We start from the raw sequence: 15,390 nt of genomic DNA, 5'->3' as shown, positions 1-15,390 counted from the left end.
CCACGGGAGATGGTGCGCCGGGATGACGAGGGCGGCGGGCCGAGACGGTCGGGGCGGGTCAGCCGACGTCGCGGCGGAGCCAGGTGACTTCGGCGCCTTCGCCGCCCCAGCGGTAGGGCTCGAGGTCGTCGTCCCAGGCGGTGCCCAGGGCGCGGTCGAGTTCGGCGGTGATCTCGGCGGTGGTGTGGCGGCCGCGTTCGCGGGCCGCGGCGACGAGGGCGCGCAGGCGCATCTCGCCGATCATCACGTCGCCGTTGGCGCCGGTGGTGCCGCGCCACAGGCCGAGGCCGGGCACGAAGCTGTAGCGCTCGCCGTCGACGCCCTCGCTGGGGTCCTCGGTGACCTCGAAACGCAGCACCGGCCAGGCGCGTAATGCGGTGGCGAGCTTGGATCCGGTGCCGACCGGGCCGACCCAGTCGGTGGTGGCCCGTAACTGTCCGGGCGCGGCGGGCTGTGCGGTCCAGCGCAGTTGGGCCGGTGATTTCAGCGTCGAGGACAGGGTCCATTCGATGTGCGGGCACAGCGCGGCGGGCGAGGAGTGGATATACACCACTCCCGACGTCGCATCCGCGAACTGATTCGATGCGCGCACCAGTAACCTCCAGCGTCGACGTGGGACGTCTTCCCCAACGACCCGGACGAGCTGGCGTTGCCTGAGTTTACTGGAGTGCCCGAAGTTACGTGTGTTACTTCGGGGCCGTGTCGCTCGATCCGAGGATTTCCCCGATCACCGCGTCGCTGAAACCAGGCCAGACCGCGCGTGCCCAGTCGCCGAAATTCTCGTCGCTGAGCGCCACACACGCCAGCCCGAGCTGCGGGTCGGCCCACAGAAATGTGCCCGACTGGCCGAAATGGCCATAGGTTCGGGGGGAATTGGCGGCCCCGGTCCAATGCGGAGTTTTCCGGTCCCGGATCTCGAAGCCCAGACCCCAGTCGTTGGGGCGCTGCGAGCCGTAGCCGGGCAGGACGCCGTTGGTGCCCGGGAATTGCACGGCCGTCGCCTCGGCGAGGGTTTCCACGGTGACGAGCGTGGGATTCAGCAACTCGGCGGCGAATTGCAGCATGTCGGTCAGCGAGGAGCGCGCGCCGTGCCCGGCCGAGCCGTGCAGCACCGACGATTTCATCCCGAGCGGCTCGAAGACGGCCTCGTGCAGGTAATCCGGGAATGCGATACCGGTCTGGTCGGCGACGAATTGCGCGAGCACCTCGAAACCCGCGCTGGAGTAGATGCGCCGGGCGCCCGGCTCGCTCATGATCACGGTGGTATCGAAGGCGAGGCCGGAGGTGTGCGCGAGCAGGTGCCGGACCGTGGAACCGGGTGGGCCCGCGGGTTGGTCCAGTTCGATCGCGCCCTCCTCGACGGCGATCAGAACCGCGTAGGCCACAAGCGGTTTGGTGACCGAGGCGAGCGCGAAGACCCGCTCCGCGTCGCCCTCGGTGGCCGGTCCCTGCGGCCCGACAACCCCCGCCGCCGCATGCCGAACGGGCCACTGTCGAATCTGCTCCAGTGCTCGCACGGCGTCGAGCCTACGGTGTCGGGCCGGTGGCGCGCGATCCCGGTTACCATCGACGGATCATGAGCGATGTTCCCACGATCCACGGTGAGGTCGCGCCGGGTTTCGGGCCCGTCGCCGATGCGTTCCGCCGCAACTTCTCCCGGCACGGCGAGATCGGCGCGGCCGTAGCGGTGTACGCCGGGGACCGGCCGCTGGTGGATCTGTGGGCCGGGCATCGCGATCGGGAGCGGACGCTGCCGTGGGAGCGCGACACCATGGCGCCGGTGTTCTCGTCCACGAAGGGCATGGCGGCGTTCGTGATCGCGGCCGCGGTGTCGCGCGGGCTGCTGGACTACGAGCGGCCGGTGGCCCGGTACTGGCCCGAATTCGGCTCGCACGGCAAGGAATCCGTCACCGTGCGGCAGTTGCTCGACCATCAGGCCGGGCTGCCGATACTGGATCGGGTGGTGCGGCTGCGCGAGCTCGACGACCGGGAGCGGGTGGCGGCGATCCTGGCGGCGCAGAAACCGTTGTGGCGGCCGGGAACCCGGCACGGCTACCATCCGATCACCGCGGGGCTGTATCAGGGCGAGCTGATCCGCCGCGTCGATCCGGGCGGGCGGACGCTGGGCCGGATCTTCGCCGAGGAGTTCGCCGGGCCGCTGGGAGTGGATTTCCACATCGGCCTGCCCGAGGATGTGCCGATGGAGCGGGTCGCCACCCTGTCGGACACCCGCGGGCTCGATATCGTCCGGTACGAGCGGAATGTGCCGGTGCGCATCGCCGCCCAGCTGTACACCCGGCGGGGGCTGACCTATCGCGCGCTGAGCAATCCGCGGCTGGGCGCGGCGGCGCGGGCGGCCCGGCGCGAGCTCCTGCGGCTGGAGCTGCCCGCCTCGGGCGGCGTCGGGACCGCCCGCGCGCTGGCCCGTGTCTACGGGGCCGCGGTCGCCGGGGCGCTGCCCATCGACGCCGCGCTGCTGGACCGGATCGCCGCCGCGGACACCCCCCACGAGGTCCCCGCCGACGATCTGATCCTGTTCACCCGCAGCCGATATCACCTCGGCTTCCGGAAGTCCTGCGGCGCTTTCCGTTTCGGCTCCGACAAGCGCGCCTACGGCACCACCGGCCTGGGCGGGTCGATGGGTTTCGCCGATCCCACCGCCGGTCTCGGCTTCGGCTACGTCATGAACCGCCTCGGCGTCGCCGTCCTCGACGACGCCCGCACCCGCACCCTCCGCGAGTCCCTCCTCCGCTGCCTCTAGCTACTATCCCCTCCCTTCGTGGTCCCGGCGTGCTCCCCTCGCGGTCCCGGCGTACTCCCCTCATGGCCCCGGCGTACTCCCCTCGCGGTCCCGGCGTGCTCCCCTCGCGGTCCCGGCGTACTCCCCTCATGGCCCCGACGTGCTCCCCTCACGGTCCCGACGTGCTCCCCTCACGGTCCCGACGTGCTCCCCTCACGGTCCCGACGTGCTCCCCTCACGGTCCCGGCATGTTCTCCTCATGGTCCCGGCGTGCTCCCTCATGGTCCCGGCGTGCTTTTGGCCGGGGCCTCGCTGGATTCCGGCCAAAAGCACGCCGGAATCAGGAATGGGGCACTAGGCGTGCACGTCGTGGAGGTGGTGGTGGAGGTCGTGGAGGAAGTAGCGGGACAGGGAGTCGATGGTGAACACCGAGCCGTTGCTGCGGCGGGCGGTGCGGGGGCGGTCGGGGGGCGGGACGGATTCGAAAGCGCGGGAGACGGTTTCGGCGGCGGCGGCCAGCTCGGCGGCGACGGCGGCGGGTTGCTGCGCGCGGTAGTCGGCGGCGACGGCGGTGGCGTCCTGGTCCCAGTCGGCGAAGACCGGCAGCTCCCCGTCGACACGCACCGTGGTGTCGTAGCGGGGGATCTCGGGCCCGGGGACCGCGCCGCCCGCGCGAATGACGGCGAGGCGGTGGGTCATGATCCGGCACACGTCGCGGACGTGCGCGGCGTACTCCAGCGCCGACCACGTCGAATCATCCGGCCGCACCGCCACATCCGAGCGCACCAGCACACCGGTGAAGCGGGCCGCGGCATCGCGCACCAGCCCCGGCACCGCCTCGTACTCGACGGCGATCCCATCGAATCCACAGTCGGGACAGCGCTTTTCGAGGACCCACGTCCAGTCCTTGACATCACGGACGATCGGCATGAGCCCACCGTAGAGTGGCGGGAAATAATTCTCTATATATATCCTGCCAGTCAACGATGAGATCCGGCCGGTCGTCACTCCATCAGCCGGTGCGCCCGTTCGAACAGCTCCAGGGTGATGGCGTGCAGGAAGTCGCCGACCTGCTTGGGGGCCTTGCCCGCGAAGGCGCGGGCGTGCGTGCCCTCCAGCACGATGCCGAGCTTGAAGCAGGCCAGGACCGTGTACCAGGTGACGTGGCTCAGATCGAGGGCGGAGAATTCGCCGTAGTGAGCGACCATCTCCTCCGGCGTGGGCAGCCCGCCCACCTCGCCGAGCTTGCCGACCAGCGCGGCGCCGGTGGTGCCGGGTTCGGGGCGGGTCGCGATCTGCCAGCCCAGGTCCAGCAGCGGGTCGCCGATGGTCGACATCTCCCAGTCCACCATGGCGGCCACCTGCGGGCCGTCGTAGCGGAACATCATGTTGGCCAGGTGGCAGTCGCCGTGCAGGATGCCGGGCGTCCACCGCGCGGGGCGGTGCCGGTCCAGCCAGTCGCCGACGCGCTGCACGCCGGGGATCTCCGGGCCCGGATAGCCCTCGTTGGCCGTGTAGGAGTCCAGTTCGGCGAGCCAGCGCGGCACCTGCCGTTCCAGGAAGCCGTCCGGCTTGCCGTAGTCGGACAGCCCGAGCCGCCGGTAGTCCAGCGACCCGAGCCGGGCGATGGCCTCCACCGCGGACAGGCCCATGTGCCGCCGGATCTCCGGATCACCGGCGTGCAGGGCGGGCAGTTCGTTCTGCGGATTGAAGCCGTCGATCGGCTCCATCAGATAGAACACCGCGCCGAGCACCGACTCGTCGGGGCAGGCGGCGATCACGCCGGGGGCGCGCACTCCGGTCCCGGCCAGCGCGCCGAGCAGCCGCGCCTCGCGCCGGATGACCTCGTTGCTCTTGGCGCGCAGGTGTTTCGGGCCGCGGCGCAGCACGTAGTCGCGGCCGCCGCGGGTGAATCGCAGCATGATGTTCTGGGTGCCGCCGCCGAGCGGAGTCACCTTCTCGAACTCGCCGCCCGGTAAACCCTGCTCATCCATCCACGGCCCGACGATCGCGAAATCGACGACGTCGCGCTCCACCTCGGCCGGTTGCACCACAGACATTCCCACATTGTGCACCAGAACATCCCGGCAACTGCTGGCATATGCCATCAATGTGCCGAGTGGGCGCTTGTCCGGGACCGGTTACGGTAGTGGGCATGCGCACGATCCGGTCCCCGCACGCCTGTGACCTCTGATCCCACCCGGCGGCCCCTGCGCACCCTGCTGGTCGACAACTACGACTCCTTCACCTACAACCTCTTCCAGCTGATCGCCGAGGTGAACGGGGTCGAGCCGGTGGTGGTGCGCAACGACGCGGTCACCGATCCCGCGCAGCTGGGGCTGGACCGGTTCGACAACATCGTGATCTCCCCCGGTCCCGGCAGGCCGGACAGCGCCCGCGATTTCGGTATCTCGCGGGAGCTGATCGAGCGGGCCGAGCTGCCGCTGCTGGGGGTGTGCCTGGGGCATCAGGGCATCGTGCTCGCGGCGGGCGGCGCGGTGGTCGCGGCGCCGCACCCGCGACACGGTTATCCGGATCGGATCACCCACGACGACTGCGATCTGTTCGCCGGGATACCGCGGGACTTCCTCGCGGTGCGCTACCACTCCCTGTGCGCCGCCCACCCGCTTCCCGACGATCTCGCCCTCACCGCCACCGCCCCCGACGGCGTGATCATGGGCGTCCGCCACCGGCATCGGCCGCAGTGGGGCGTCCAGTTCCACCCCGAGTCGATCTCGAGCGAGTACGGCGCCGCGCTGCTGCGCAACTTCGCCCGGCTGACGCGGGAGCACGCGGTCCGGCGGGAGATGCTGCGGGACAACCATCTTCCGGAGGCGCCACGGGAGATCACCCAGCCCGCAACGTCTTCCGCCGCGGAGCCGAGGACCCTGACCGTCCTGCACGAGGTGGTCGAGCGGGCGGTGGATACCGAAGCGGTGTTCGTGCGGATGTTCCGGGACTCGGCGACGGCGTTCTGGCTCGACAGCGCGCACGCCGAGCCGGGGCTGGATCGGTTCTCGTACCTGGGCGATGCCGCCGGGCCGCTCGCCGAGGTGGTGCGCTACCGGGTGGGCGACGGGTTCGTGACCGTCGATTCGGCGGCGGGCGGGCGCCGGGTCGCGGGCACCGTGCTCGACTACCTGGCCGGGGAGCTGGAGCGGCGGCGGATCGAGTTCCCCTCCGTGCCTTTCGATTTCGTCGGCGGCTATGTGGGTTACCTGGGCTACGAGGTGAAGGCCGACTGCGGGGCCGCGCCCGGGCATCGCGCGGCGACGCCGGATGCGCAGTGGGTGTTCGCGGATCGGCTGATCGTGGTCGACCACGTTGCGGACCGCACCCATCTGCTCGCCCTCGCGGAGCCGGAATCCCTTGCCGCGGCGCGTACTTGGCTCGACGCCACGCGATCGACGCTCGCCGACCTGCCGGATCGGTCGCGGCCGGAGCAGCTGGCGCTGCCCGCGGACGAGGCGGCCGTGGCCGCCGGACTCACCCGGGGCCGCGACCGCTACCTCGCCGATATCGCCGAGATCGACGCCCAACTGCGGGCCGGGCAGACCTACGAGGTGAACCTCACCGACGCGACGACGGTCGCGGCGGACTGCCCCGGCCTGGCGGTGTATCGCGTTCTGCGCCGGAGCAATCCGGCCCCGCAGGCCGCGTTCCTGCGCTTCGGCGACCTGGAGGTCGCGTGCTCCTCGCCCGAGCGGTTCCTGAAGGTGGATCGCACCCGCACGGTGGAGAGCAAGCCGATCAAGGGCACCGCGCCGCGCGGCGCGACCCCCGCCGCCGACGAGAACCTGCGCCGCGCACTGGAACTCGACCCCAAGACGCGCGCCGAGAACCTGATGATCGTCGACCTGCTGCGCAACGATCTCGGCCGGGTGTGCGAGGTCGGCAGCGTGCACGTGCCGAAACTCATGGCGGCCGAGACGTATACGACCATGCACCAGCTGGTGACGACCGTGCGCGGCCGACTGCGGCCCGACGTCGGCGTCCTCGACTGTGTGCGCGCCTGTTTCCCCGGCGGCTCCATGACGGGTGCGCCCAAGCTGCGCACCATGGAGATCATCGACACCCTGGAGACCGAGGCGCGCGGAATCTACTCCGGCGCCATCGGCTTCCTCGGCCTCGGCGGCACCGCGGAGCTCAATATCGTCATCCGCACCGCCGTGCGCCACGACGGCCGGTGGCGCATCGGCGCGGGCGGCGCCGTGGTCCTCGATTCCGACGCCGAGTCCGAGTACCACGAAATGGTCCTGAAGGCCGCCGCCGCCCTGCGCGCCGTCGTCGCGGTCGCGCGCCCGTCGGTGTCGGGGGCGCCTGGCATAGTTCGATCACTGTGACGAACACCGACGACGACGCGACGCCGCTGCCGACTTCACTTCTGACCGTGCTGGTTTCGTGGCGGTCCGGGCACGCGGTGGATGCGCACGCCCTGCTGCTGGACGGGTCCGGGCGGGTGCGGTCGGGGCGCGACGCGGTGTTCTTCAACGCGCCCCGGCATCCGTCGCAGGCGGTGACGCTGGATCAGGAGCCCGCACCGCGCACGGCGCGGCTGTCGGTGTCGCTGCCGCGCACCGAGGCGGAGGTGCAGCGCATCCTGGTGACCGGGTCGGTCGAGAAGGGCTTCCTGGACGCGGTCGCCGATCCGACGGTGAGCGTGCTGGACGCCGAGGGGCTGGTGGCCCGCGGCGATGTCGACGCGCCGGAGGCGGTGCGCGCGATGGTGTTCGGCGAGTTCCGCCGACGAGACGGGCGCTGGTGGTGGGTGCGCGGGAATGATCGCGGGCGGGCCGAACTGGCCGAGCTGTTCGCCGACTACGGGGTTGCGGTCGGATCGGCGCGATCGCGAATCTCGCTGCACCGCACGGCCGTTCCCGACCCCGCACCGGAGAAGCCCACGGCCCCGGCGAATCCGGAGCGCCCGGACTGGCATCCCGATCCGGCGGACGCGTCGATGCTGCGCTGGTGGGACGGCACCGCGTGGACCGAGGCGAAAACACCACGGGTGCAATCGGATTCCCGGATCTGTAATCGCTGCGGCCGCCGCCGGGGCTGGCGGGTGCTGGGCTCCCCGGGCCCCTGCCGGTCCTGCACCGCCGAGATCGAGGAGTACCTGACCGGCTGGCGGGCCCGCGCCTGGCGGGTGCTCACCACCGCCGGGGCGCACGGCGCCGCCTGGGACGAGGTGTGGACGGCGCTGCGCTATCGCCGCATCGACGCCGACGCCGGGCGGGCCGCGCTGCACGGCCCGGGGCAGGCGTACGTGGAGCGGCTGGCCGCCTTCGCGGGCGCGGACGGCGAGATCACCACCGCCGAGCTCGACGAATTCGAGGGCACCGTCGCGGCGCTGGCGCTGTCCGGCCCGCTGGTGGAGGACCTGCGCCGCCGAATGCGCCGCGGCCACACCCTGTCCCGGCTGCGGGCGGGCGAATTGCCGGTCGTGCGCGCCCCCGGGCTGCACCTGGATCCGGAAGAGACCGTGCACCTGGATGTTCCGGCCGTCCGGATCCGGCAGCTGGCGCGCGGCCCCCGGGCCACCGAGGGCCGGCTCGTCTGCTCGAACAAGAAGCTGCGCTTCGTCGGCGCCGAGGCGGGCATCGAAACGCCGTGGGCGCGCATCGTTTCCGTGACCGCCGCCGGCGGTGTGGTCGAGATCGCGGCGACCGCGGCCCGGGGCGGGGCCGTATTCGAGGTCGCCGACCCCGATGCGGTGGCCGCAACGCTGGAGGGCGCGCTGCGGGTGGCCAAGCGGCTGGCGCTGGCCCCGGGCCGCCGCGACCGCCGCTCGATCCCGCCGGAGATCAAGGCGCAGGTGTGGCAGCGCGACGGCGGCCGGTGCGTGGAGTGCGGGGCCACCCACTACCTGGAGTTCGACCACATCATCCCGCTCAGCCGCGGCGGCGCCACCAGCGCCGCGAACCTACAGATCCTGTGCCGGTCGTGTAATCGGACCAAGGGCACCCGGATTTGATCAGCTGGCCAGGGCCGAGCTGGTCGCGGAGCGGATGGCGGCGGTGACGGTTTCGGGGTCCTCCAGCATGACAAGGTGTCCCGCGCCCTCGACGGTGATGGCTTGGGTGGGGTTGAGGGTGGTGTTCAGGCGGGCGCCTGCGGCGGGCGAGAGGATGCGGTTGTCGGTGCCCCAGATGGTCGTGATGGGTGGGAAGGCGGGGCCGGGGCGGAAGGTGTCGAGTTCGCCCAGGCGGTGCAGGTCGCGCGCGATGGCGGCGGCGGGCAGCAGGCGGCGCGGCTCGGCCCAGCGGCTGCGCAGCCCGGCGAAGGGGTGCGGGGCCATGTCGCGGCCGCGCGCGCCGAGCTGTTCGCGGACCAGCCATCCGGCGACCGTGCCGGGCAGCCGGACGGCGGCGGTCAGCGGGTCCAGCCGCAGGTGCCGGACCGCGCGGGCGCTCCACCCGGTCGGGGTGGGGCGCAGCGTGGCGGCGGTCAGCGGGCTGCTCAGCACCAGCGCGCGCACCCGCTGCGGATTGCGGCGGGCATACAGCAGCGACAGCGCGCTGCCGAAGCAGTGGCCGACCAGCGTCAGGTCGCGCAGCCCGTGGGCGTCGACGAACGCGGAGACCAGGCGCAGATAAGTGTCGACGGTGTACCCGGAGTCGGGAATGCCGGACTCGCCGTAGCCGATCAGATCCACCGCGTACACGGTGTTCGTGCTCTGCAGGGCCCGGAACTGGGGCAGCCAGATACTGCGATCGCCGCCGATATTGTGCAGGAAGACGATCGGGTCCCCCACGCCGGCGTGGTCGTAGGCAACGGGTATGCCGTCGAAGTCGAACACCGGCATCGGGCGCTCTCCTCGTTGAGTAGCGGTGTGGCACTTGCCTGTCCACCCTGATGGGTGTCAGCAGCGACATACCCTCGCACGGCGGACCTAATCGATACTAACCGTGACCGTGCGTTACACAAGGAGTACGCCCGACGGGCTTCAGCGGGTGATCTCGGTGGCCACCCCCTGACTGCGTATCCATGCCTGCAACCGCGCCATGCCCTCGTCTCGCCCCACGACCGGTCGGTATCCGAGATCGCGGGCCGCGGCCGAGGTGTCGTAGGTGCCGCTGCGGGTCATCACCGCGACGTTGTAGCGCGACAGCGGCGGGGTCCAGTGCGTCGCGAGATACGGTATGCGCCTGAGCATTTCGATGATCTCGACGATGACCCGCACCAGCCGCGGCGGCAGCTTGCGCACCGGCGGCGGATAACCCAGTCCGGCGGCGACGTCGGTGAGCACGGCCCACACGTTCGTCTTCTCGGCATCGGCGACGAAATACGCCTTGCCGCCGATGTTTTCGGCCGTGGCGGCCCGCACGCACGCCTCCACGATATTGTCGACGTGGCACAGCGAGGCGTACACGTCACGACCGAAGGACAGGTCGGGCAGCGTGCCCGCCGCCGCCCGGGCCAGCAGCCGCACAATCGGTCCGGACCGGTCACCGGCGCCCCAGATCGCGCGCGGCCGCAGGGCACAGGTGGTGAAGTCGGGTGCGTTCGCGGCCAGCACGAAACGCTCGGCGGCGGCCTTGGTTTCGCAGTAGTGGTTGAGATAGCGCCGCGGATACGGAACGGTCTCGTCGATATCGATCTGGTCGCCGCCGTCGCGGTCCATCAGCGCGCTCGGGCTGGAGATGTAGACGAACCGGTGCGCGCCCGCGCGCCGGGCGGCGGTGAGCAGCCGCTCCGTCGCCGTCACGTTCTCCGCCCAGAACTGACGGCGGGTGCCGCGCTCGTCCACCCGGGCGGCGCTGTGGAAGACCACGTCGACGCCGCGGACGGCCCGCTCCAGCGAGTCCGCCTCGGCGAGGTCGCCGAGGTACACCTCCACCTTGCCGATCACCTCGTCCAGGCCGCGCAGATTACTGCTGCGCCGCACCAGGATCGCGACCTCGTGCCGCTCCTCGCGCACCAGCCGCCGCACCAGCGTGCCCCCCAGAAATCCGGAAGCCCCCGTCACCAGTATCTTCATCGCACCTCCCGTCGCTCGATCATCGGGTTCGCCACCAGGTGAGGCCGAAAAGCTGTGTCATGACCACGGTTTCGACCCGCGACCGGCCGACCGGCTCGTCGGCGGACAGGGCCGCCGGGATCTGGGCGGCGTGCCCGACGGTGCTGAGCAGCGCGTCGGCCCACCACAGCGCGCGCAGCCACCGGCCGCGCGGGGCCCGCCCCAGCAGCACGCCGAGGAGACCGGCCAGCAGGTACAACCAGCCGAGTACCGGGATGGCGCGCAGCACAACGATTTTCATCACAACACCCGCGCCTTCTCCTGCCGGGCCGCCCACACCGCCAACCGCTCGCGGCCGATCTTGGCATTGTGCCGGATGTCGACCGGGAACTTCGGATGGAACAGGAACTCCGACACCGCCTCGGCCACCGGCGATTCCGTGCGCCGCACCCGCAGTTCCGCTGTCACCGTGGCGATGTCGGCCCCGGGCTCGGTCTCGACGCACAGGACGGGGCGTTTCGCGCCCTCGGGTCCGACGCCGACCAGCGCGGTGCGCGCCACCCCGGGCACGGTATTGAACACCTGCTCGATCTGCACCGTGAACAGCGGACCGTCCGCCGTCTGCACCCGCTGACTCTTACGCCCGCAGAACCAGATCCGGCCCTGCTCGTCGATCCACGCCAGATCACCCGTGCGATGCCACACGGTGTCCCCATCGACGATCTTCCCTGTGGCATTGGCGCCCTCGGGCCAGTAGTAGCGGGTACTCACGTTCGGGCCCGACACCACGAGCTCACCGATGCCGCGCGAGGCGGCGAGTTCGGCCTCGCGCGCCTGCGCATCCGCCCAGGTGGGCAGCGGATCGTCGGTAATGGCGACGATCCGCGCCCGCACGTCCTTGGCCGGGTGGCCCACACACACGCCCGCGCCCTCGTGCGCCCGCTCGACGAGAATGCCGAGCAGCTCCCGCGATTCGATGGTCGACATGGGCAGCGCCTCGGTCGACCCGTACCCGGCATAGACGCGCACATCATCCGACAGCACCCGGCGCAATCCGGCGATACACCAGTCCGGGACGGGCGCGCCGCCGGAGTAGATGCTCTGCAGCGTCGGCAGGCTGGCGCCGGTGATCTCCAGGTGGCGCAGCAGCGGAACGAGCACCGCGGGCGAGGCGAACATGGTCCGCACCCCGAACCGGGTGACGGCGTCGGCCACGTGCGCGGGATCGGTGGAGCCGACCTTGCCGGAGACCAACGGCGGTAGCACGCAACGGGATCCGAGCAACAGCTCCAGGATCCCGGCTACCGGGGCGGTGATGAGCGAGGTGCCCGGCGCGACCCGCTCGCGCGCCGCGTCCACCTGGTCGACCATCGCGCTGATATTGCCGTGCGTGAGCACCACCGCCTTGGCCGGTCCGGTGCTGCCGGTGGTGTAGGCGATGAGCAGCGGATCGTCGTCGGGCGCGGGCGTGCGCTCGGGAACCGGCCGGGTGGGCGTGCGGCCCCAGCCCGCCAAAGTGGGCCCGCCCCAGAACCAGCGGCCGCCGACGGTCACCGCCAGCCGCACCCGCCGGAAGCAGCCGCGGAACAGAATGCGCACCGCGTGCGCCTCCGGCACCCCGATGAACGCCTCCGCATCGGCGGCCCGCAGGCAGCGCAGCATCTTCCGCAGCCCCATGCCCGGGTCGATGACCACCGGCACCGCACCCACCTTGAACAGCCCGTACAGCACGGCATACAGCTCCGGGCCCGGCGTGACCAGCACGATGGTGCGGGTGCCGCGCGCGACCCCACCGGCGGTGAGGTGCTCGGCGATGGCGTCGGACCAGGCGTCGAGCTCGGCGTAGCCGATCCGCCGGTACTCCGGCAGATCCGCGGTGGTGCGACCGGCGGCGTGGATCACCGCCTCCCGATCGGGATGCGCGGCCACGACGGCGCGGAAACGGTCGAGCGCGCGCCAGTAGGTCGTCTCGGTCACGGCATCACCCCGATCCCCGTGCCGCGCAGGCGCATTCCGGCCGGAATACCCTCGAGATCCTCGAAAGAGGTGAATACGGAATACGACACACTGCCCCCTGAAATTGGAGCGGAATTCGAGATTCGGTACGGCGAGGTTACCGCACCGTAGCGCGTGCCGCCACCGGAGCGGACCGGAAAAGTGTTGAGAGACAGTTAAATTAAGTGTGTCGCGCGGTACCGAAACAGGTTGCGTCGCAGCCCCTACCGACCCCTACTGCCGCATTCGGTCGAGCACCCCCTACACGGCGACGACCTCGCTTTTCGATCGCGTCGCGGCGAAATCCGGTGGATGCGTGCGTGTCCGGGACAACCACCACGCCGCGAACATTCGCCTACCGCCTGGTAACGTTCGAATCGGCATCGCGGCTACCACTGGTCAGCGACGGCACGGGCTCGGTTAATCCCCCGAATACGCCTCGCCGCACCAGAATTCGATCACCCTCCGTAATATCAATCCAGAGAGCAGAGGGCCATGCGTACCCGTTTCGAATCCATAGGCGCATACACACCCAGCACCGTGCGTTCCACGGAAGAGTTGATCGCCGGACTGTCCGTGCCCAGATCCCTGGATCTGGAACGCATCACGGGCATCAAGAACCGCCGTGTTCACAATTCGGATCCCGAGGATTACGAATCCTCGTTCGAACTGGCGCTTTCCGCGATCGACGACTGCCTGCGCCACTCCGACTACACCGCCGAAGAACTCGATGTGGTGATCTCGGTATCGATCACGCGCTTCCACGGCCCGGGATTCCACTGCTATGCACCGGCATTCGCGCTCATGCTGCGCAATGCCATCGGCGCCACCTCGGCACTGCACTTCGACGTGTCCAATGCCTGCGCGGGCATGCTGACCGGGGTCCTGGTGCTGGACCGGATGATCCGGGCCGGGGTGGTGCGCAACGGCCTCGTGGTCAGCGGCGAGCAGATCACGCCGATCGCCGAGACCGCCGCGCGCGAGATCAGCCAGCCCTACGATCCGCAGTTCGCGGCGCTGACCGTGGGCGACGCGGCGGTGGCGGTGGTGGTCGACGACCGCGGTGACGACGACGACGAGATCCACTACATCGAACTGATGACCACCTCGGCCGGGGCCGAGCACTGCCTGGGCATGCCGAGCGACAAGACCAACGGCATCGCGATGTACACCGACAACCGGGCGCTGGCCAGCGAATCCCGCTACCAGCAGGGGATCAGCCGCATGGCCGACTTCCTGGAGGAGTCCGGCCGCACCTGGGACGGCGAGAAGTACGACTACTGGATTCATCACCAGTTCTCCGGCCCGGCCATCGAATACATCAGCCAGCTCACCCAGCGCCATTTCAACACCCCGATGCCGCAGTCGCTCACCGTGCTGTCCGAGTACGGCAACACCGCCTCCACCTCGCACTTCCTGGTGCTGCACGAACACCTTGCGCAGCAGCGGATTCCGCGCGGGTCGAAGGTGCTGCTGATCCCGGAGGCGTCCGGCGTCGTCTCCGGCCATCTCGCAGCGACCATTTCCCGTCTGGAGGCATGAGATCATGAGCACCGCAATCGTTTCCGCGGCCGTGTGCGACGACACCGACACCGGCAGCTATTTCGAACTCGCCGCCCGCGCGGGCCGCTCCTGCCTGGAGCGGGCCGAGGTCACGCCCGAACAGGTCGGGCTGCTCGTCAATGCCGGGGTGTTCCGGGACAGCAATATCTCCGAACCCGCCATCGCGGCGCTCATTCAGAAACGGCTCGGCGTGGGGCTGGAATACAAGACCGGCCGGTTGCCCGCTTTTTCCTTCGATGTCATGAACGGCGGCACCGGATTCGTGCACGCGCTGCAAACCGCGCATTGTTTCCTGGCGCCCGGCGAGGTGGAATACGCGCTGGTCGTCGCGGGCGATACCCATCCGTCCACCGATCGTGCGGCCCAGGGCTTTCCGTATCACGCGGGCGCCGGGGCGATGCTGCTGCGGTCGACGCCGGAATCCGGCGGTTTCGGCCGCCTGCACGCCACCCAGCCGCAGACCGATATCGAACCGACGGCCTGGGCGGATCTCGGCGCGGCGGGCACCAACGGCCGCTCCGCGCTGACCGTGCGCACCGGCGCGGGCGATCCGCTCGGCGCGGTCGTCGAGGTGGTGCGGGCGGCGGTGCGCGAGGAGCGGCTCGGGCGCGACGATTTCGCCAGCGGCGCCGCCGTCCTGCTCGCCCCCGCGCCGGCCCCGGACTTCCGCGAGCAGCTGGCCGCGCGCTTGAATCTGCCGCTGACCGCGGTGGCGGGAGTCGATCCGGCCCTGGGCGATCCGTACAGCGCCGCGCCCGTGCACGCCTTCCTCACCGCCGTCGAGGACGGCCTGCTCGATACCGCGCGGACGGTGCTGTTCGTCGCCGCCGACGCGGATTCCGCAGCGTGTCTCGCACACCGAATTCGACCACTCGTTTTGATCGGGTCTGCGAACGGCATGCGGGCCAAACAGGTTGACGTGTAGCATAATTCACGCGGCAGGCCGCCGCCGGCAGGTAGTGCGAACGCCCCGGCGGCCGCCGAGAACCGTTGTGCACCGGCTGAATTCCGGGTGTCACCAGACGCCAACAGCTGCAACGATGCCGCTTCTCGAGCTCCATCGGGCTGCCCGCCAGGGGGCACCCGGCCCTCTCAGTCGGGCACATCCGATCGATGAAGGGACTGGAGAATG

General features: G+C 70.5%; 13 protein-coding genes. 5 read left to right on the top strand and 8 right to left on the bottom strand.

The features are described 5' to 3' along the window. Positions 1 to 58: 58 nt before the first annotated feature. Complete coding sequence (locus tag HPY32_RS07230; protein WP_067592204.1) at positions 59 to 592, bottom strand: DUF3145 domain-containing protein; 534 nt, start codon at positions 590 to 592, stop codon at positions 59 to 61. A gap of 94 nt (positions 593 to 686) precedes the next feature. Beyond that, a complete protein-coding gene (locus tag HPY32_RS07225; protein WP_067592207.1) occupies positions 687 to 1,517 on the bottom strand; it encodes a serine hydrolase domain-containing protein in 831 nt (276 codons plus the stop codon). A 59-nt stretch (positions 1,518 to 1,576) separates the two neighbouring features. Here HPY32_RS07225 and HPY32_RS07220 point away from each other — a divergent pair, with 59 nt between their 5' ends. Beyond that, entirely contained in the window at positions 1,577 to 2,761 is a 1,185-nt protein-coding gene (locus HPY32_RS07220; RefSeq protein ID WP_067596131.1) for a serine hydrolase domain-containing protein, read from the top strand. A gap of 333 nt (positions 2,762 to 3,094) precedes the next feature. On the opposite strand, the gene HPY32_RS07215 is transcribed toward HPY32_RS07220, so the two are convergent. Then, positions 3,095 to 3,670 carry a DinB family protein gene (locus HPY32_RS07215; RefSeq protein WP_067592210.1) on the bottom strand — a complete coding sequence of 192 codons (576 nt, stop codon included), beginning with the start codon at positions 3,668 to 3,670 and terminating at the stop codon, positions 3,095 to 3,097. 74 nt (positions 3,671 to 3,744) lie between these two features. Then, a complete protein-coding gene (locus HPY32_RS07210; RefSeq protein WP_067596132.1) occupies positions 3,745 to 4,800 on the bottom strand; it encodes a phosphotransferase family protein in 1,056 nt (351 codons plus the stop codon). Between the two features lie 123 nt (positions 4,801 to 4,923). On the opposite strand from HPY32_RS07210, the gene pabB reads away from it, so the two are divergent. Both pabB and HPY32_RS07200 read left to right on the top strand, forming a co-directional pair. After that, positions 4,924 to 7,083: an aminodeoxychorismate synthase component I gene (gene pabB / locus HPY32_RS07205; protein WP_373686605.1), complete on the top strand. Its 2,160-nt coding sequence runs from the start codon at positions 4,924 to 4,926 to the stop codon at positions 7,081 to 7,083. After that, positions 7,080 to 8,714: a TerD family protein gene (locus HPY32_RS07200; protein WP_231951809.1), complete on the top strand. Its 1,635-nt coding sequence runs from the start codon at positions 7,080 to 7,082 to the stop codon at positions 8,712 to 8,714. Before pabB ends, HPY32_RS07200 begins: the two co-directional genes overlap by 4 nt. Here the strand turns inward: HPY32_RS07200 and HPY32_RS07195 are convergent, their stop codons facing one another. The 4 genes from HPY32_RS07195 to HPY32_RS07180 form a co-directional block, all read right to left on the bottom strand. Next, positions 8,715 to 9,545 (bottom strand): alpha/beta fold hydrolase, encoded by an 831-nt coding sequence (locus tag HPY32_RS07195; protein ID WP_067592213.1) that lies wholly within the window; start codon positions 9,543 to 9,545, stop codon positions 8,715 to 8,717. A gap of 141 nt (positions 9,546 to 9,686) precedes the next feature. Continuing rightward, a complete protein-coding gene (locus HPY32_RS07190) occupies positions 9,687 to 10,721 on the bottom strand; it encodes an NAD-dependent epimerase/dehydratase family protein (RefSeq protein WP_067592216.1) in 1,035 nt (344 codons plus the stop codon). Between the two features lie 19 nt (positions 10,722 to 10,740). After that, complete coding sequence (locus HPY32_RS07185) at positions 10,741 to 11,001, bottom strand: hypothetical protein (RefSeq protein ID WP_067592219.1); 261 nt, start codon at positions 10,999 to 11,001, stop codon at positions 10,741 to 10,743. Then, positions 11,001 to 12,677 (bottom strand): fatty acid CoA ligase family protein, encoded by a 1,677-nt coding sequence (locus HPY32_RS07180; protein ID WP_067592222.1) that lies wholly within the window; start codon positions 12,675 to 12,677, stop codon positions 11,001 to 11,003. The genes HPY32_RS07185 and HPY32_RS07180 overlap by 1 nt, the downstream gene beginning before the upstream one ends. 558 nt (positions 12,678 to 13,235) lie before the next feature. Between HPY32_RS07180 and HPY32_RS07175 the strand changes: the two genes are divergently transcribed. Beyond that, on the top strand, positions 13,236 to 14,237 hold the full coding sequence (locus HPY32_RS07175) for a 3-oxoacyl-ACP synthase III family protein (RefSeq protein ID WP_309247504.1): 1,002 nt from the start codon (positions 13,236 to 13,238) through the stop codon (positions 14,235 to 14,237). Between the two features lie 4 nt (positions 14,238 to 14,241). After that, the gene (locus HPY32_RS07170; RefSeq protein WP_067592227.1) at positions 14,242 to 15,183 is read left to right on the top strand and encodes a beta-ketoacyl-[acyl-carrier-protein] synthase family protein; all 942 of its coding nucleotides are present in this window, start codon (positions 14,242 to 14,244) and stop codon (positions 15,181 to 15,183) included. Positions 15,184 to 15,390: the final 207 nt, after the last annotated feature.

The sequence above is a fragment of the Nocardia terpenica genome (assembly GCF_013186535.1).
Classification (GTDB): domain Bacteria; phylum Actinomycetota; class Actinomycetes; order Mycobacteriales; family Mycobacteriaceae; genus Nocardia; species Nocardia terpenica.
Note: the sequence above shows the minus strand (reverse complement) of the source record. Positions and strands in the feature narration are given on the sequence as shown.

Coding starts and splice junctions, on each gene's coding strand:
- HPY32_RS07190 (WP_067592216.1), bottom strand. CDS start 10,721: ATGAAGATACTGGTGACGGGGGCTTCCGGATTTCTGGGGGGCACGCTG.
- HPY32_RS07215 (WP_067592210.1), bottom strand. CDS start 3,670: ATGCCGATCGTCCGTGATGTCAAGGACTGGACGTGGGTCCTCGAAAAG.
- HPY32_RS07210 (WP_067596132.1), bottom strand. CDS start 4,800: ATGTCTGTGGTGCAACCGGCCGAGGTGGAGCGCGACGTCGTCGATTTC.
- HPY32_RS07195 (WP_067592213.1), bottom strand. CDS start 9,545: ATGCCGGTGTTCGACTTCGACGGCATACCCGTTGCCTACGACCACGCC.
- HPY32_RS07220 (WP_067596131.1), top strand. CDS start 1,577: ATGAGCGATGTTCCCACGATCCACGGTGAGGTCGCGCCGGGTTTCGGG.
- HPY32_RS07185 (WP_067592219.1), bottom strand. CDS start 11,001: ATGAAAATCGTTGTGCTGCGCGCCATCCCGGTACTCGGCTGGTTGTAC.
- HPY32_RS07170 (WP_067592227.1), top strand. CDS start 14,242: ATGAGCACCGCAATCGTTTCCGCGGCCGTGTGCGACGACACCGACACC.